Here is a 14,223-nt window from a genome sequence, read left to right as displayed (position 1 = left end):
CGAACCATCACCACTATGACGCGTGACGTGAAGAATTCTCCGCTGCTCGCGAGGCGTTGCCCTGGAGCAGTCAGGGTGCGATTCTGTGGACTCGCGTCATGCGAGGGTGAAGGCGACGTCTTCGTCGTGAGGGCAGATCTTGTCCCTCGCTGCGCACCTGACTCAGCAGTCGGTGTTGCAGGGCCCGCTGATGCGTCCCTGATCTCGCGTCGGCGGGTGGCCGGAGGTGGCCTGGTTAGCTCCCTCCGTCCGAGGGCCGCCGCTCTTGCCTGATCCTTGAGCGGCGGCCCTCTTCTCATGCCCAAGCCGCGACGCAGTGGTGGGGTCGGTCACCCGAACGGACCGACCCCACCACTGGTTGGGAGAACCACTCCCGCATGCGACGGGTAACCGACCCGTCTGACTCACCTGCCCCGGAGAGCAGTGAGCTGCTGGTGCTGCGTGCTCAGCCGACCCCAGCGAGGACGCAGTTCGTCTTCTTCGGTGCCGTGAACTTCGCTGCCGCAGTCCACTTCGCCGTCTGCTTACTGGCCGCGTTGACCGTGGTCTGGTCCCAGCCAACGACGGTGCCCTTGTCGTCGGTGAAGTACACCGTCAGGGCATACGCCGCGTCCTTCGCCGAACTGTTCTTCGCCGTACCGGTTGCCGCCCACCCATCCTTGGTGGCCTTGCAGGTGCTGATGGCGACGGCGGAGCGTTTCGCGGCGACGTTCTTCACCTTTGTTGGGACGTCCGTGGCACCGGTGACGCCCTTGGGTTGGCCGGGCAGCTGCGGTGCCGACTGGCTGCTCTTCGCGTCCGGCGTCGACGTCGACGTCTTGTCAGGTGTGGTGGTGGTGCCACTCGTGCATCCGGTGAGGGCGAGGCCGGCAACAGTGAGGCCGGCTGCCGCGGCGAGGAGCCGACGGCTGAGGTGGTGGTGCATGGTGTTTCCTTCTCCGACTATCGAAATGCCGTGCCGCAGCAGGGAGGGAACCGGTGCTGGTTCCCTCCCGCTGCGGTGATCAGACGCGGCGGCGCTTGCGCAACGTGATCAACCCCAAACCGGTCACGAGCAGGAGTGCAGCGATCCCAAGCGGCCACCCAATGGTGGCACCGGTGAACGCGAGTCCTGCAGCGCCCGCCACGACGGCGACCGTTGCAACAGACGGGGTCGAGGTGATCGGATCGCCGCCGGTTGCTGGGGTGCCCGTGACGTCCGCCGTGTTTGTCAGCGTTCCCGCCCGCACGTCCGCCGCTGTGGAGACGTAGGAGGCGGTGCAGGTGACGCTCATCTGCGGGGCGAGTGCCGTGGTCCCTGCCGGGCAGGTGATCGCGGACAGCTGCCCAGTGCCAGAGAAGTCGCGGTCAATGACAGTGACGTTCCGCATGGTCACGTTGCCCGTGTTGGTGACGGTGAACGTGTACCGGACCGTCTGACCGGCACCAGTGATGGTGCTGCTGCTGGCCTTCTTCACCACCGTCAGCGCCGGATGCGGATCCGTCGGGACGATCGTCGTCGACGGGGGCGTCGGATCGGTCGGGTCACCCCCGGGGGTGGTACCCACTGCCGTTGCCGTGTTTCGCAGCGATCCCGCGTCGACATCCGCCTGCGTGGTCGTGTACGTCGCCGTGCACGTCACCGACTGTCCCGGCAGCAGCCTGTCACCGCTACTGGGGCACGTGACCGCGGACAGTTCCCCGGTGCCGGAGAACCCGGTGTCGTTGATCGTCGGGTTCGTGATCGTAACGTTGCCAGTGTTCGTGACCAGGAACGAGTACGTCACCTTCTGCCCCGCCGCGGAGATCGTCTGCCGGTCGGAGGTCTTCACCAGCGACAGTGACGGGTTCTCCGGCGTCGGCACCACCGCGCTCGACGGTGTCGACGTCAGCGGAGTCCCTGCCGGCGGGACGCCGGACGCGGTTGCCGTGTTCGTGACCTCACCGGCGTTGATGTCGCCCTGCGTCAACGTGTATGTCGCAGTGCACGTCACCGACGCACCCGGAGCCAACGATGCCGTCTGGTCCGCGGGGCAGTCGATGGCGGAGAGCTCACCGGTGCCGGAGAAGTCGGTGTCGTTGATGACGACATCGGTCAGGGTGACGTTGCCGGTGTTCGTCGCGACGAACGAGTACGTGACCGTGTTGCCGGCAACGAAGTCCTCCTCCCCAGTGACGTCGGCGGACTTCACCACACTGATACCCGGCGTCTTCGTCACCGGAATCTCAACCGTGGACGGCGGCGTCGGATCGGGCGTGTTCCCACCCGGCGTCGTCCCCGTGACGGTCGCCGCGTTCGTCAGCTCCCCCGAGTCGACATCCGCCTGCGTGACGACATACGTCGCGGTGCAGGTGAGCGTGGCGCCCGGCGCCACCAACTCAGCGGGGCAGTCGATGCTCGAGAGCTCCCCGGTGCCCGAGAAGTCACGGTCATCGATGACGATGTCCGACATCGTGACGTTGCCGGTGTTGGTGACGGCGAACGAGTACGTGATGGACTGCCCGGCACGGATGATGGTTTCCGTGTTGGCGGTCTTCACGATCTCGAGAGACGGATCCTCTGGAACGGTGACTGTGGTGGTCGAGGGTGGCGAGTCCACGGGCGTTCCGGTGGGGGGTGTGCCGGTGGCAGTCGCTGTGTTCGTCACCTCCCCAGCGTCGACGTCTGCTTGTGTCAGCGCGTACGTCGCCGTGCACGTCACTGAGGCTTCCGGTGCGAGCGCCGCGGCGCCAGCTGGGCACGTGATCGCGGACAGGTCGCCGGTGCCGGTAAACGCACCCTCATTGACGGTGACGTTCCTGAGGGTCACGTTCCCGGTGTTGGTGATGCGGAAGGAGTACTTGACGGTGTCGCCGACCTTCCCGACCGTTTCCGGGGTGGCGGTCTTGACGACAGTCAGTGCCGGCGCCGGGTCGGAGGGAACCGTCACCGTCGACGGCGGCGACGGCGGCGTCGTCCCACCACCCGGCGGCGTACCCGTGACCGTCGCAGTGTTCGTCACACCACCCTGGTCAACATCCGCCTGCGTCGTCACATACGACGCCGTGCACGTCACCGACGCACCCGGAGCGATCGACCCAGCCGGGCAATCCACCACCGGAGCGGTCCCGGTCCCGGTGAAGTCCGAATCATCAACCACCGGGTCCGTGATCGTCACGTTCCCCGTGTTCGTCACCACGAACGAGTAGTTCACCGTCTGACCCGCAGCCGTGATCGTCGTCCGATCAGCAGTCTTCACCACCGAAAGCGACGGCGCCGGATTCGACGGGATCGTCACCTCGGACGGCGGCGACACCGGCGGCGTACCCGTCGGCGGAACACCAGTCGCGGTCGCAACGTTCCGGATGCTGCCACGGTCCACGTCAGCCTGCGTGATCGTGTACGTCGCCGTGCACGTCGTCTGCGCACCTGGCGCAAGCGTCGTCGTCGGGCAATCGATAGCCGACAGCTGACCCGAGCCCGTGAACTCGGAATCATCCACCGCCACGCCGGTCAACGTCACGTTCCCAGTGTTCGTCACCACGAACGAATACGTCACGTCCTGACCCACCGTGAACGACGCAGCATCCGACGGCGACGCCGACTTCACCACCGAGATCCCCGGCGACTGGGTGGACGGGACGGAAACGGTCGAGGGGGGTGTGGGGATCGGGTCGCCGGTCGGCGGAGTACCGGTACCGACAGCGGTGTTGGTGACACCGCCGTTGTCGATGTCCGCCTGGGTGACCTCGTAGGTCGCGGTGCAGGTGATGTCCGCACCCGGCGCGAGCGTCGCCGTCGGGCACGTCACGGCCGATAGCGTCCCAGTTCCGGTGAAGTCGGTGTCATCCACCGCGACGTCGGTCAAGGTCACGTTGCCCGTGTTCGTCACCACGAACGAGTAGGTGATCGTCTGCCCTGCAGCCGTGAGCTCGGTGCGGTCAGCGGTCTTGACGACGGTCAGTGCCGGCGCCGGGTCGGAGGGAACCGTCACCGTCGACGGCGGCGACGGCGGCGTCGTCCCACCACCCGGCGGCGTACCCGTGACCGTCGCAGTGTTCGTCACACCACCCTGGTCAACATCCGCCTGCGTCGTCACATACGACGCCGTGCACGTCACCGACGCACCCGGAGCGATCGACCCAGCCGGGCAATCCACCACCGGAGCGGTCCCGGTCCCGGTGAAGTCCGAATCATCAACCACCGGGTCCGTGATCGTCACGTTCCCCGTGTTCGTCACCACGAACGAGTAGTTCACCGTCTGACCCGCAGCCGTGATCGTCGTCCGATCAGCAGTCTTCACCACCGAAAGCGACGGCGCCTGGGTGGACGGGACGGAAACGGTCGAGGGGGGTGTGGGGATCGGGTCGCCGGTCGGCGGAGTACCGGTACCGACAGCGGTGTTGGTGACACCGCCGTTGTCGATGTCCGCCTGGGTGACCTCGTAGGTCGCGGTGCAGGTGATGTCCGCACCCGGCGCGAGCGTCGCCGTCGGGCACGTCACGGCCGATAGCGTCCCAGTTCCGGTGAAGTCGGTGTCATCCACCGCGACGTCGGTCAAGGTCACGTTGCCCGTGTTCGTCACCACGAACGAGTAGGTGATCGTCTGCCCTGCAGCCGTGAGCTCGGTGCGGTCAGCGGTCTTGACGACGGTCAGTGCCGGCGCCGGGTCGGAGGGAACCGTCACCGTCGACGGCGGCGACGGCGGCGTCGTCCCACCACCCGGCGGCGTACCCGTGACCGTCGCAGTGTTCGTCACACCACCCTGGTCAACATCCGCCTGCGTGGTCACATACGACGCCGTGCACGTCACCGACGCACCCGGAGCGATCGACCCAGCCGGGCAATCCACCACCGGAGCGGTCCCGGTCCCGGTGAAGTCCGAATCATCAACCACCGGGTCCGTGATCGTCACGTTCCCCGTGTTCGTCACCACGAACGAGTAGTTCACCGTCTGACCCGCAGCCGTGATCGTCGTCCGATCAGCAGTCTTCACCACCGAAAGCGACGGCGCCGGATTCGACGGGATCGTCACCTCGGACGGCGGCGACACCGGCGGCGTACCCGTCGGCGGAACACCAGTCGCGGTCGCAACGTTCCGGATGCTGCCACGGTCCACGTCAGCCTGCGTGATCGTGTACGTCGCCGTGCACGTCGTCTGCGCACCTGGCGCAAGCGTCGTCGTCGGGCAATCGATAGCCGACAGCTGACCCGAGCCCGTGAACTCGGAATCATCCACCGCCACGCCGGTCAACGTCACGTTCCCAGTGTTCGTCACCACGAACGAATACGTCACGTCCTGACCCACCGTGAACGACGCAGCATCCGACGGCGACGCCGACTTCACCACCGAGATCCCCGGCGACTGGGTTGCGGTCACGACTGCTGTTGAGGGGGTGGAGGTGATGGGTGCGCCAGTGGGCGGCGTCCCGGTTGCGGTCGCCGTGTTGGTGATGCGTCCTGCGTTGACGTCTGCTTGTGTTGCGGTGTAGCTGGCGGTGCAGGTGACCGTGGCGCCGGGCGCCATCGACGCGGTCCCGGCAGGGCAGGTGATTGTGGGGGCGGTGCCGGTTCCGGAGAACGCGGTGTCGTTGATGGTGACGTTCGTCAGTGGGACGTCGCCGGTGTTGGTCACTTCGAAGCGGTAGGTGACGGTTTGGCCGGCGGCGGTGATGGTCGTCGGGGTTGCGGTCTTCGCGATGGTCAGGCTCGGGTTGAACGGCGTGTTTGTGAAGGTGCAGGTGACGTTGGCTCCGGTGGTGCCGGCGCTCGGGATGGTCACCGAGCCGGTCGTGCCGGATCCGCTGGCGATGGTCGCTCCTGCCGAGGTGCAGACGTACGAGGAGCTGTACCGGCTGAGATCGGTGCCGGTGGTGCCGGATTCCGAGATCGAGTAGGTCTGGCCCGGGTTCACCGTGGCTGGGCCGGCCGTGGCTGCCTGAACGCCGGTCGCCGTGCCGCTTGTGGTCGCCGTTGTTGGGGTGGGGGTGCCGATGGTGAGGTTGAACTGATCAGTCGGAGCGTTGCGTGCCACGACGTTCTTCCGCAGGGTCAGCGTGGACGGGGGAACCGCGACGGTGAGGGTCGTGTTCGCGTTGGGGACGAGGTTCGCGACGGTGGTGCTGAGGTTCGCGTTGTTGTTCGTGTAGGACCCGGCGGTAGTTGCGGTGACGTTCACGGTGATCGTGCAGGTCGCGCCGGCGGCGACAGTGATCGTGTCGGCGGTGACCGATGTGCTGCCTGCAGTGAGGGCTGCACCGCCCGCGCCGGTGAGCGTCGGGGACCCACAACTACCGTTGTTGGTCACGGTTCCGTTGGCGATGGTCACCCCTGCTGGGAGCGTGTCGGTGAAGCCGAGCGGGGACAGGGTCGGCTGCGCTTCGTTCGCTGGGTTGGCGATGGTGAAGGTGAGCTGAGCAGTCTGTCCAGGGGCAATCGTCGAGGGACTGAACGCCTTCGTCAGCGGCGTGGTCGGGTAGGACAGTGTGTAGTTCCAGCCGTCATCGGAGGTTTGCGTTCCCTGCGGGAGACCACTGTTGGCGGTGGTGTTCGTCAGGGTGACGCTCTGGACCAAACCCGAGGCCGCAGTCAGGCGGAACGATCCGCAGGCGCCGTTGGGGTTGCTGCCATCGTTCGCCTGACATCCGGCGTTGATCGCGGTGTTGAAGGTGGAGTTGAGGGTGTTCCCGGTGACCTCCATCGTGGTGTTGCGCGTCAGCGGGGCGACGGTGATTGCCGCACCCGTGGTGCTCGTTCCCGCGACGCGCAGCTGGGATGCGTCGAGGTTCATGACGTGCAGCATCGGCGCGATGATTGGCCGGCTGAAGGTGAGTGTCGAGGTTCGTGTGCTGGGGCCGGCGTCGCCGAGACAAACGCTCGTCGCGACACCAGTGGTCGCCGGAGGGGTCGGACTGACGAAGCTGTTGGCGTTCGTTCCGCTCCAACTGCTGAGCGAGCTCGTCATGTAGCAGCTTCCGGATACCGCGGTGGTGGTCTCGGTCGCTGTGATGCCGGTGGTGCCGAACTGGAAGGTTCTGGTTGCACCGGTGACGCTGTCCGTGGAGGACGGTGCGGTCAGGGAGGTGGCCCACTGCTGAGACGGTGACGTCGCTGCGGATGCCGGGTTTGCCGGGCGGAGAAGTGTGACGGCGCTCAGCAGTGCGCCGAGCAACGCGATCAGCGCCGCGTACGCGATGTACCGGCGGCGGCCCGTGAGATCGAAGACAAGCTTGCGCGTCATCGCGCACCTCCAAAGGTTGCGTTGATGCGTCCTGCTCGAGCGACGTCGACGTCGTTCATCCCTGATCCTCCCGGGACGGGTTCGGTTCCTCGTGGTTGGCGAGGACCCGGCTTGGTGAGAGCTGCCTGGACAATACCGGCATATACGCACAGGGCACCAGCACTGTCCGCAATGTTCATTCCCCTGCCGCGCCATCCGGCTTGGTGAGCTGTGGAAGCGCTCGAGGACAGCCGCGTGACTGCGCCGGCAAGGGGGCGGACGCAGGTGCTGGACACGAGAACGTACGTGGCGCTCATGCGCCCGGGTTCACGATGGCGATGACCAGGCCGAAACCACCGATTACGGCGAGAAGCGCCAAAGCGCCCCGAAATCCGAGCGTGGCGACGGAGCGCCTCGGCTGTTCGGTGCTGTGGTCGTTGGCGTGTGTGGTCATCGTCGCTCCTGCGCGGCTCATCGTCCCGCACCCCTGATCGGTGCGGGACTGGTGTTGCCAGGAAGACGCCTCCGCTGCACCGGTATGACGGGAATTTTCAGCAACGTGTGCCGGACGGTACGAATTGCGTGCTGGGAGGCTTGTTTGCGGGGTTAGAAACGCACGCTCATCGTTGTTGCTGGTCCGGATCGGGCTCCGTCGGATGCAGCGACGCTGAGTGTGTGGGTGCCGGTTGTGTTGACCTGCCCGGCGAAGGACGCAGCTCCACTGCTGTCGGTTCGAGCGGACCCGAAGGCGGCGCCGTCCCAGGTGAGCGCGTACCCGGTGGACGGGACCCCACGGATCTGCACGGTGAGTGTGTCGCCCGAGGACGCGGTCGACACCGCGGGGCGGGTGACACGCGCTGACGCTTGCCCCGAGACCGCTCCGGCGCTGGACGCCGTGATCTGCCCAGTCCCCGTAGGGAACGCCGTCAACTGGGGTGCCGCCCATACCCCAGTGGTGTCCGCCGTCGCAGACGCTGTGGCGCCGGCGCGACTGCTGACGGTGACGACGCTGCCGGGAGCGGCGGTTCCGGACACGAGCGGGTAGAACGCGCCACGGCCAGTGTCGACGTTGGTGATCGATACCACTGGTTGAGTAGCGGCGGGACCCGCTGACGGCGGGCCCGCCTGCTGAGGGTCAGCGGCGCTCGTGGTGCTGCCGCTGTCGGTGCGCGGTTCTGTGCTGACGCGCCCGGGTGCGCTGCGTTCGGGTCGATCAGGTTCGCGGGGAGACGGCTTCGACGCCAGTTCGGAAGAACGGGGCTTCGGTGTAGCTGCCGTCGTCGGCGTCGGAAGTTCGGATGCTGTGGGGGTGGCGGTGGCAACGAGGCCGGCTGCAGCTTCAACCGGTGTCGGCGCGGTTTGCGTGGTGCCGTATACGGCTGAGGCTGTGATTCCCGCGGCGACGATAAGGGCTGCGCCGGCGAGGACGGCACGGCGACGTCGGGTGGCCACGACGGTGCGTGCCGTCCGGACCGCGACATGCTCGCGCCATGCCGATGCGCCGTGTTCGGCGTTCGGGGTTGCGTCGGTAGGCGTACGGGCGTGTGCAAGGAATTCGCCGAGCCCTGCGGTGCCGGTGATGCCGACCGCGATGGGCAGCAATGCGGACGTGAAGCGGGCGCTGGTGTCCTGCGCTTCCGCCGCGATCACGGTGCAGTTCGCACACCCCGCCAGGTGTGCGTCGTACTTCGCCCGGTTCCTCGGGCTCAGACTTGACCGCACGGCCTGCCCGATGTGCTCGAGCGCCCATCGGTGATCCGACCCAGCAGCGGCACTGTCAATGTGCGCCTGGATCCACGCCTGCCGAAGACCTTCCCGCGCCCGATACGCCAACGCGGCGACACTGTTCGGTTTCAACTGCAACCGGTCCGCAATCTCCTGCGGCTGTAACCCGTCCACTTCGGTGAACCACAGCACCTGCTGCCACCGCTCGGGCAGGCTCCGGAATGCCCGCATCGTCAGCTGCTCATCCAGCGCGACGAGGATCGCGGTATCGGTCGCTCGCGGATCAGGGAAGCTTTCTGCTTCCTCGATGCTGTCGTCGCGCTTTCGACGGGACCAGCTGACCGCGAGGTTGCGGATCGTGACGAACAAGTACGGACGGAACGGACCCGTTGGGCCCTTTCCCGCTTGCAGCGCGGTGAAGATCTTGAGGTATGCCTCGGACACGAGGTCGTCGGCGTCGAACGTCTGCGTGATACTTCCCGCGAGCCGGCGGGCAGCTTCGGAGTGCGCAGTCCACAGTGCCGCGAACGCGGCACGGTCTCCCGCGCGGGCACGTTCGATTAACGCCCGGTCGTCGTGTTCCCTGTCCACGTGATGGTGCTCCTCGGAGTCATACTCCGGTCAGTAGGTCGGTGAGCTGGTTGAGTCTCAGTGTGCGGCAGTGATCGACGCATCCGCACCTGTTCGACCGCGCCGGTCTCGAAGGTGCTCTGGAAGTTGATTCCGCTCGCGCCATTCCTGGTAGGTGTGCTGCCGTCCGATGTCGCAGGTGCACCACACTCCGATCGGCTCGCTCGTGCGCGTGGCGATGAACACTTCCACGTGCGGCACCCCCACCGGTAGCTCAACGGTCGCATCGGAATCGCTCATACCAACAGGACGTTCCTCGTTCACGGTCATGACGGCGTTTCCTGCCGACCTGGACACCACGCTGCTACCCACCGAACCGCACCCATACCGTCAGGACCAACGCGACCAGCGCGACCGCGATGATCGTGCCCCCGGCCAGCACCGTGAACTCGGACGAGCCAAGCTGCACCGGCCAGGAGGAAGCCGCATCCCGCTCAGTACTCAGGGAGCCGGCATCCCGGCTGTTCGCGTCCAGGGCTGACTGCGTTGCCGGTGCGGACTTCGTCGCGGCGACAGGCATACGTGTTCCTTCGATCAGGTGTGGGCGGGAAGACAAGCAGACATCGAGACGGCGGCGGGTGTCGCCGGCAAACCCGATGCCGGCGACACCCTCCCCAACCCGATTGATGCCTCGGTGCACCGCACAGCACAGTGCACCGACACTTGGAAGACCCCGCCCCCTGCCGATCATGACGCGAACCTGCAAAACTTTCGGCCACCGCCGTGAACGCGGCGATCACCAGACATCGGGAGCCCACGTGACCATCCACCTCACCGCGTTCCTCGCAGACTCCGCCGAAGCGGTCAACGGCAAGCTGTACGTCCTCGGCGCAGGCTGGGACACCCTCGCGGCACCGTCTTTCCCCACAGTGCAGCCACGGATCGCGATCGGCGTGATCGTCCACGTCGGATGGAACGACACCGACACCGAACACGAGCTCGCGCTTCGCCTCGAGACCGAAGACGGGCAGCTCCTCCCCCTCGCAGGAGACGGCAGCGACCCGGGCACCGCGGTCGTCCAGCTCGGGCAACGTTTCACAGCCCACCGTTTCCCCGGTCTCACCCCCGGCGCGGACCAGGCACATCCGCTGACGTTCACGATCAACAACCTGCGTGTCCCGCACTCCGGCGGCTACTCGTGGGCGCTCCTCGTCGACGGCAACGTCGCCCACCGCCTCCCCATGCACGTCGCAACGCTCGAACCCTGACCGGCAGTCGCGCCGCTCCCCCAGCCGCCCCGGCGCAGCCTTCCGGATACGAGCCCGCTGTGAGACGCCATCCCACCCAGCGCTAACCCCGGGGTGTCCGTTTGCGCGGCAGCGGCATGCGGATCGTTTCGGTTGAGGATCCGAGACCCGTCGTGTTTCGTCGCCGAAAAGTGGCCTCGCTCACGGGCCGCCCATGCACGCGGCACGGCGTGAAGTGACCGTCGTAGGGCGCATGGGCTCCGGTAGGAGCGTCACTCGGCCGGTGATTCTTACCGTGATGCTTGTGCGGACGGGCTGCTTGTGCGCATGCGGCGGATGCCCCACGCTGCGGATGCACCGAGCAGCATCGACAAAACGATGAGTACGACAGTGCCATTGAGCAGCGGCGCCGACCAGGTATGCACATCGCGGGTGGCCACGAGCGTCGCTATGCCGAGGATGCTGCCACCGGCGTGCAGTGCGGCGAGCCCCGTGCTGCGTCTGGCCGCTTCCGCGCGGCCATGGTCTCCTCCAGCGTTCACGCGGACGAGGATGTCGGCGAAGAGCTGCACGAGGTGCCCTGTGAGCAGGGTGGCTCCGGCAAAGCAGGCGTACCAGCCCAGCAGGTACAGGCCGGTCGTCATCCAGACGGCCAGCAGTGCCGCCACGGCGACGACATCGAGGATGACGACCAGCACCTCGGCCCGTGTTGCTGAAGTTGTGATGAGTCCTTGGCGGGCCCGCGGGTTGAGCAGCTCGCGGAAGATGAGGATGGTCGTCCCGGTGACGACGGTCATCACGGCGGCGATGGGGGTCAGGTCGACCACGGTGGTGCCGGCGTTCCACCACATCATGCCTGCCGTGCCGGCGACGAAGGCGGCGTCGATGACTGTGAGGGTGATTGCGGTGAGCACCGTTTTGAACATCTGAGCAGCTCCTAGGACTCGAGCGCGATCGCGCCAGTAACGTCGACTTCAGCGTTGCGGCGCGTTTTCGCCCACCCGTTCCGGCGGAGGACGACGCGCACGAAGGCCCTGCTCAACGAGACGTACATGTAGAACACGTAGAACCACATCCCCAGTCCGTACAGCAGGCCCTTCCACAGGCTCTTCTGCGGCTCGCATCGGCGCACGTAGACGGGTCCCCAGATTGCGAAGGGTGCGACGCCGAAGAGGGTGAAGAGCACGGCGGTTGCCGCGAACGCGACCGGAGTTGCGTCGGCGAGGACATGTTGTGGATCCGTGGCCAGGCGCTGGATGAACGCACCGACCAGGACCATCCAGGTGACGAAACCGATCACCTGGATGAAGGGCAAGACCAGGTAGTAGGCACTCTCCAGCACGCCTCGGGTATCGAAGTGCCGTGAGGCGAAGATCTGCCCGAGGTAGCGTGCGCACTGAATGTTGCCTTGTGACCAGCGCGTGCGTTGGGTGAGGAATCTTCGGAAGCTGGTCAGCGCCTCCTGCGACACGTGCGTGTCGTGAACGTGCCGGGTTTGGTATCCGGCGAGGAGCACGTGCACGCCGAGCTCGTAGTCCTCGAGCAAGGAGCCGTGCCATGGTTCGCCGTAGGAGTCTCGAATCAGATCGAGTACGGAGAGGCGGGTGAACTGTCCGTTGCCCCCGAGGCCGACCGTGCTGGTGTGCTCCCGGAGCGTCTGCATCGCCGCGATCATGGTGCGGAACTCCATGTCCTGCATCCGGATGAGCGCTCGCGCCATCAGGTTTGCGACACGAGAGTGGCCTGGCAGCGGATGCCGGTCGTTGCGGTTCTTCATCCACACCGTGATCTGCGCAGCGCCGACCGTGGGATCGCCGAACACGCGGTCGGTAGCGACGGCGGCGAAGGCGTTCGCTTCCATCTCCCCGTCCGCATCCAACACGCAGACGAGCGTTGATTCGTGGTCGGCGTCTGCCGGTAGCCATGCGTTGAGCGCGTCGTAGGCGGCGTTCAGCGCCGCTCCCTTACCGATGCGGGCGTGAGGCCGGTGCCGTTCCACCAGGTGCACAAGCGGGTCGTTCACTTCGAAGTGGCGCACGATGTCGGCGGTTCGGTCGTCGCTGTCGTCATCGATGATCCAGACGTGCGCTGTCGGGAACCGTTCCCGGGCACGGCCGATAGTCGTTCCGATCACGGCTTCTTCGTCACGGCAGGGGATGAAGAAGTGCCATTGGAACGCTGCAGGCTGGCCCTCCGGTTCGGGCTTGCGCCGGAGGAACGGGATCAGGATCGTCAAGACGTAGGCGCAGAACGACACCACGAGCACTGTCGAGATGCTGGCGAACAGTTGCACCATCATGCGGTCCTGACTCTGGGAGAGACTCCGGTCATGCGGCAGTCGCCGCTATCAGTTGAGTTGCTCGGATCGCCGACGGAACATCGTCGCCGTCTGCGATGCCGCGGCTGATGCTCGCGATGTGTGCGCTGGCCGTGCCGTTGCCGAAGGGACTCGGTGTGCGTGCAAGGCGTTCACGGAGTTGCCGGTCGGTGAGGAGCCACGACACTTCCGTCACGATGTCTCGGGAGGGCAAGACCAGCCGAGCGAAGCCGGCGTCGATCGCTTCAGGACGTTCAGTGCTGCGCCTGATGACCGCAAGCGGAACTTTCAGGACGGTGCACTCTTCCTGGAGCCCACCAGAATCCGACACGACGACGGCGGCGTCCGCGACGAGCCCGAGGAACGCTGCAGGGGGCATCGAATCCAGTACCACAAGGCGTGCAAGCAGTGCGGTCAGCTTGAACCGGTCCACGGCAGCTCGAGTACGAGGGTGCAGAAGCAGTACCACGGGCAGCGGTAGCGCAGCGAGTGCTTCCAACACGCGGCGAAGCGCCGGCTCAGTGTCCGTGTTCTCGGGTCGGTGCAGCGTCGCGACGGCATATTGGTCAGGCACAACGCCGGAAGGGAAGAGCTTGGCGGAGGGCGGCTCCGCGCGCCGCAACCCGTCGATCGTCGCCTCGACCACTGTGTTACCAGTCACCGCGATTTGATCCCGAGGGACCCCTTCGCGCAGGAGGTTATTCGCACTGGTCTCGGTGGGTGCGAAGTGCACATCAGCGAGTGTCCCGGTCAGGATGCGATTCACTTCCTCGGGCATCCCGCGATCACCGGAGCGCAGTCCGGCTTCGACATGACCGACCGGGATACCGGCGTACTGCGCAGCCTGCGCTGCGGCCGCGACAGTGTTGGTGTCACCCTGCACGAGGACCATACGGGGCCGCCGTACCGCGAAGAGTTCGGTCAACCCGAGAATGCCGTACCCGATCTGCTCGCCGCGGGAGAGTCCGCCGATGCCGTCGAGAACGGTCTCGGGCAGCCCGATCCCGGCCTCCCGGAAGTACTGTCCGGCGAGCTCATCGTCGTAGTGCTGGCCGGTGTGGATCACCCATGCCCGTTCGCCAAGTGCGCGGATGACAGGGGCGAGCTTGATGATTTCCGGGCGGGTACCCAGCACCACGGCGATGTCTCCAGCAGACATGAGATTCCTTTGTTGCAGTACGAGTGG

Annotated in this window: 10 protein-coding genes; 1 reads left to right on the top strand and 9 read right to left on the bottom strand. The window is 66.3% G+C overall.

Annotated elements, in window-relative coordinates; genetic code table 11:
• Nucleotides 1-445: 445 nt before the first annotated feature.
• From AAEP86_RS00760 to AAEP86_RS00735, 6 genes are all read right to left on the bottom strand, one after another.
• The gene (locus AAEP86_RS00760; RefSeq protein ID WP_420366956.1) at nt 446-925 is read right to left on the bottom strand and encodes a hypothetical protein; all 480 of its coding nucleotides are present in this window, start codon (nt 923-925) and stop codon (nt 446-448) included.
• Nucleotides 926-1,004: 79 nt separating this feature from the next.
• Complete coding sequence (locus AAEP86_RS00755) at nt 1,005-7,199, bottom strand: DUF7507 domain-containing protein (protein ID WP_420367228.1); 6,195 nt, start codon at nt 7,197-7,199, stop codon at nt 1,005-1,007.
• A 292-nt stretch (nt 7,200-7,491) separates the two neighbouring features.
• Entirely contained in the window at nt 7,492-7,632 is a 141-nt protein-coding gene (locus tag AAEP86_RS00750) for a hypothetical protein (protein WP_420367227.1), read from the bottom strand.
• A gap of 152 nt (nt 7,633-7,784) precedes the next feature.
• Nucleotides 7,785-9,494, bottom strand: a complete 1,710-nt coding sequence (locus AAEP86_RS00745; RefSeq protein ID WP_420367226.1) for a sigma-70 family RNA polymerase sigma factor — start codon at nt 9,492-9,494, stop codon at nt 7,785-7,787.
• 57 nt (nt 9,495-9,551) lie between these two features.
• The gene (locus AAEP86_RS00740) at nt 9,552-9,803 is read right to left on the bottom strand and encodes a hypothetical protein (RefSeq protein WP_420367225.1); all 252 of its coding nucleotides are present in this window, start codon (nt 9,801-9,803) and stop codon (nt 9,552-9,554) included.
• 34 nt (nt 9,804-9,837) lie between these two features.
• A complete protein-coding gene (locus AAEP86_RS00735; protein WP_420367224.1) occupies nt 9,838-10,173 on the bottom strand; it encodes a hypothetical protein in 336 nt (111 codons plus the stop codon).
• 118 nt (nt 10,174-10,291) lie between these two features.
• On the opposite strand from AAEP86_RS00735, the gene AAEP86_RS00730 reads away from it, so the two are divergent.
• Nucleotides 10,292-10,741, top strand: a complete 450-nt coding sequence (locus AAEP86_RS00730; protein WP_420367223.1) for a DUF6941 family protein — start codon at nt 10,292-10,294, stop codon at nt 10,739-10,741.
• A gap of 269 nt (nt 10,742-11,010) precedes the next feature.
• Here the strand turns inward: AAEP86_RS00730 and AAEP86_RS00725 are convergent, their stop codons facing one another.
• From AAEP86_RS00725 to wecB, 3 genes are read right to left on the bottom strand one after another with little or no spacing between them, the layout of a single operon-like run.
• Entirely contained in the window at nt 11,011-11,646 is a 636-nt protein-coding gene (locus AAEP86_RS00725) for a hypothetical protein (RefSeq protein ID WP_420367222.1), read from the bottom strand.
• An 11-nt stretch (nt 11,647-11,657) separates the two neighbouring features.
• Nucleotides 11,658-13,016, bottom strand: a complete 1,359-nt coding sequence (locus tag AAEP86_RS00720) for a glycosyltransferase (protein WP_420367221.1) — start codon at nt 13,014-13,016, stop codon at nt 11,658-11,660.
• A gap of 31 nt (nt 13,017-13,047) precedes the next feature.
• Entirely contained in the window at nt 13,048-14,196 is a 1,149-nt protein-coding gene (gene wecB, locus AAEP86_RS00715; protein WP_420367220.1) for a non-hydrolyzing UDP-N-acetylglucosamine 2-epimerase, read from the bottom strand.
• Nucleotides 14,197-14,223 lie beyond the last annotated feature (27 nt).

Origin of the sequence: Curtobacterium sp. L1-20, assembly GCF_048755855.1 — a bacterium.
Taxonomy (GTDB): Bacteria; Actinomycetota; Actinomycetes; order Actinomycetales; family Microbacteriaceae; genus Curtobacterium.
The sequence above is the reverse complement of the archived record's forward strand: the minus strand, read 5'-3'. Positions and strand labels throughout refer to the sequence as shown.

Coding starts and splice junctions, on each gene's coding strand:
- AAEP86_RS00740 (WP_420367225.1), bottom strand. CDS start 9,803: ATGACCGTGAACGAGGAACGTCCTGTTGGTATGAGCGATTCCGATGCG.
- AAEP86_RS00750 (WP_420367227.1), bottom strand. CDS start 7,632: ATGACCACACACGCCAACGACCACAGCACCGAACAGCCGAGGCGCTCC.
- AAEP86_RS00760 (WP_420366956.1), bottom strand. CDS start 925: ATGCACCACCACCTCAGCCGTCGGCTCCTCGCCGCGGCAGCCGGCCTC.
- AAEP86_RS00725 (WP_420367222.1), bottom strand. CDS start 11,646: ATGTTCAAAACGGTGCTCACCGCAATCACCCTCACAGTCATCGACGCC.
- AAEP86_RS00755 (WP_420367228.1), bottom strand. CDS start 7,199: ATGACGCGCAAGCTTGTCTTCGATCTCACGGGCCGCCGCCGGTACATC.
- wecB (WP_420367220.1), bottom strand. CDS start 14,196: ATGTCTGCTGGAGACATCGCCGTGGTGCTGGGTACCCGCCCGGAAATC.
- AAEP86_RS00720 (WP_420367221.1), bottom strand. CDS start 13,016: ATGGTGCAACTGTTCGCCAGCATCTCGACAGTGCTCGTGGTGTCGTTC.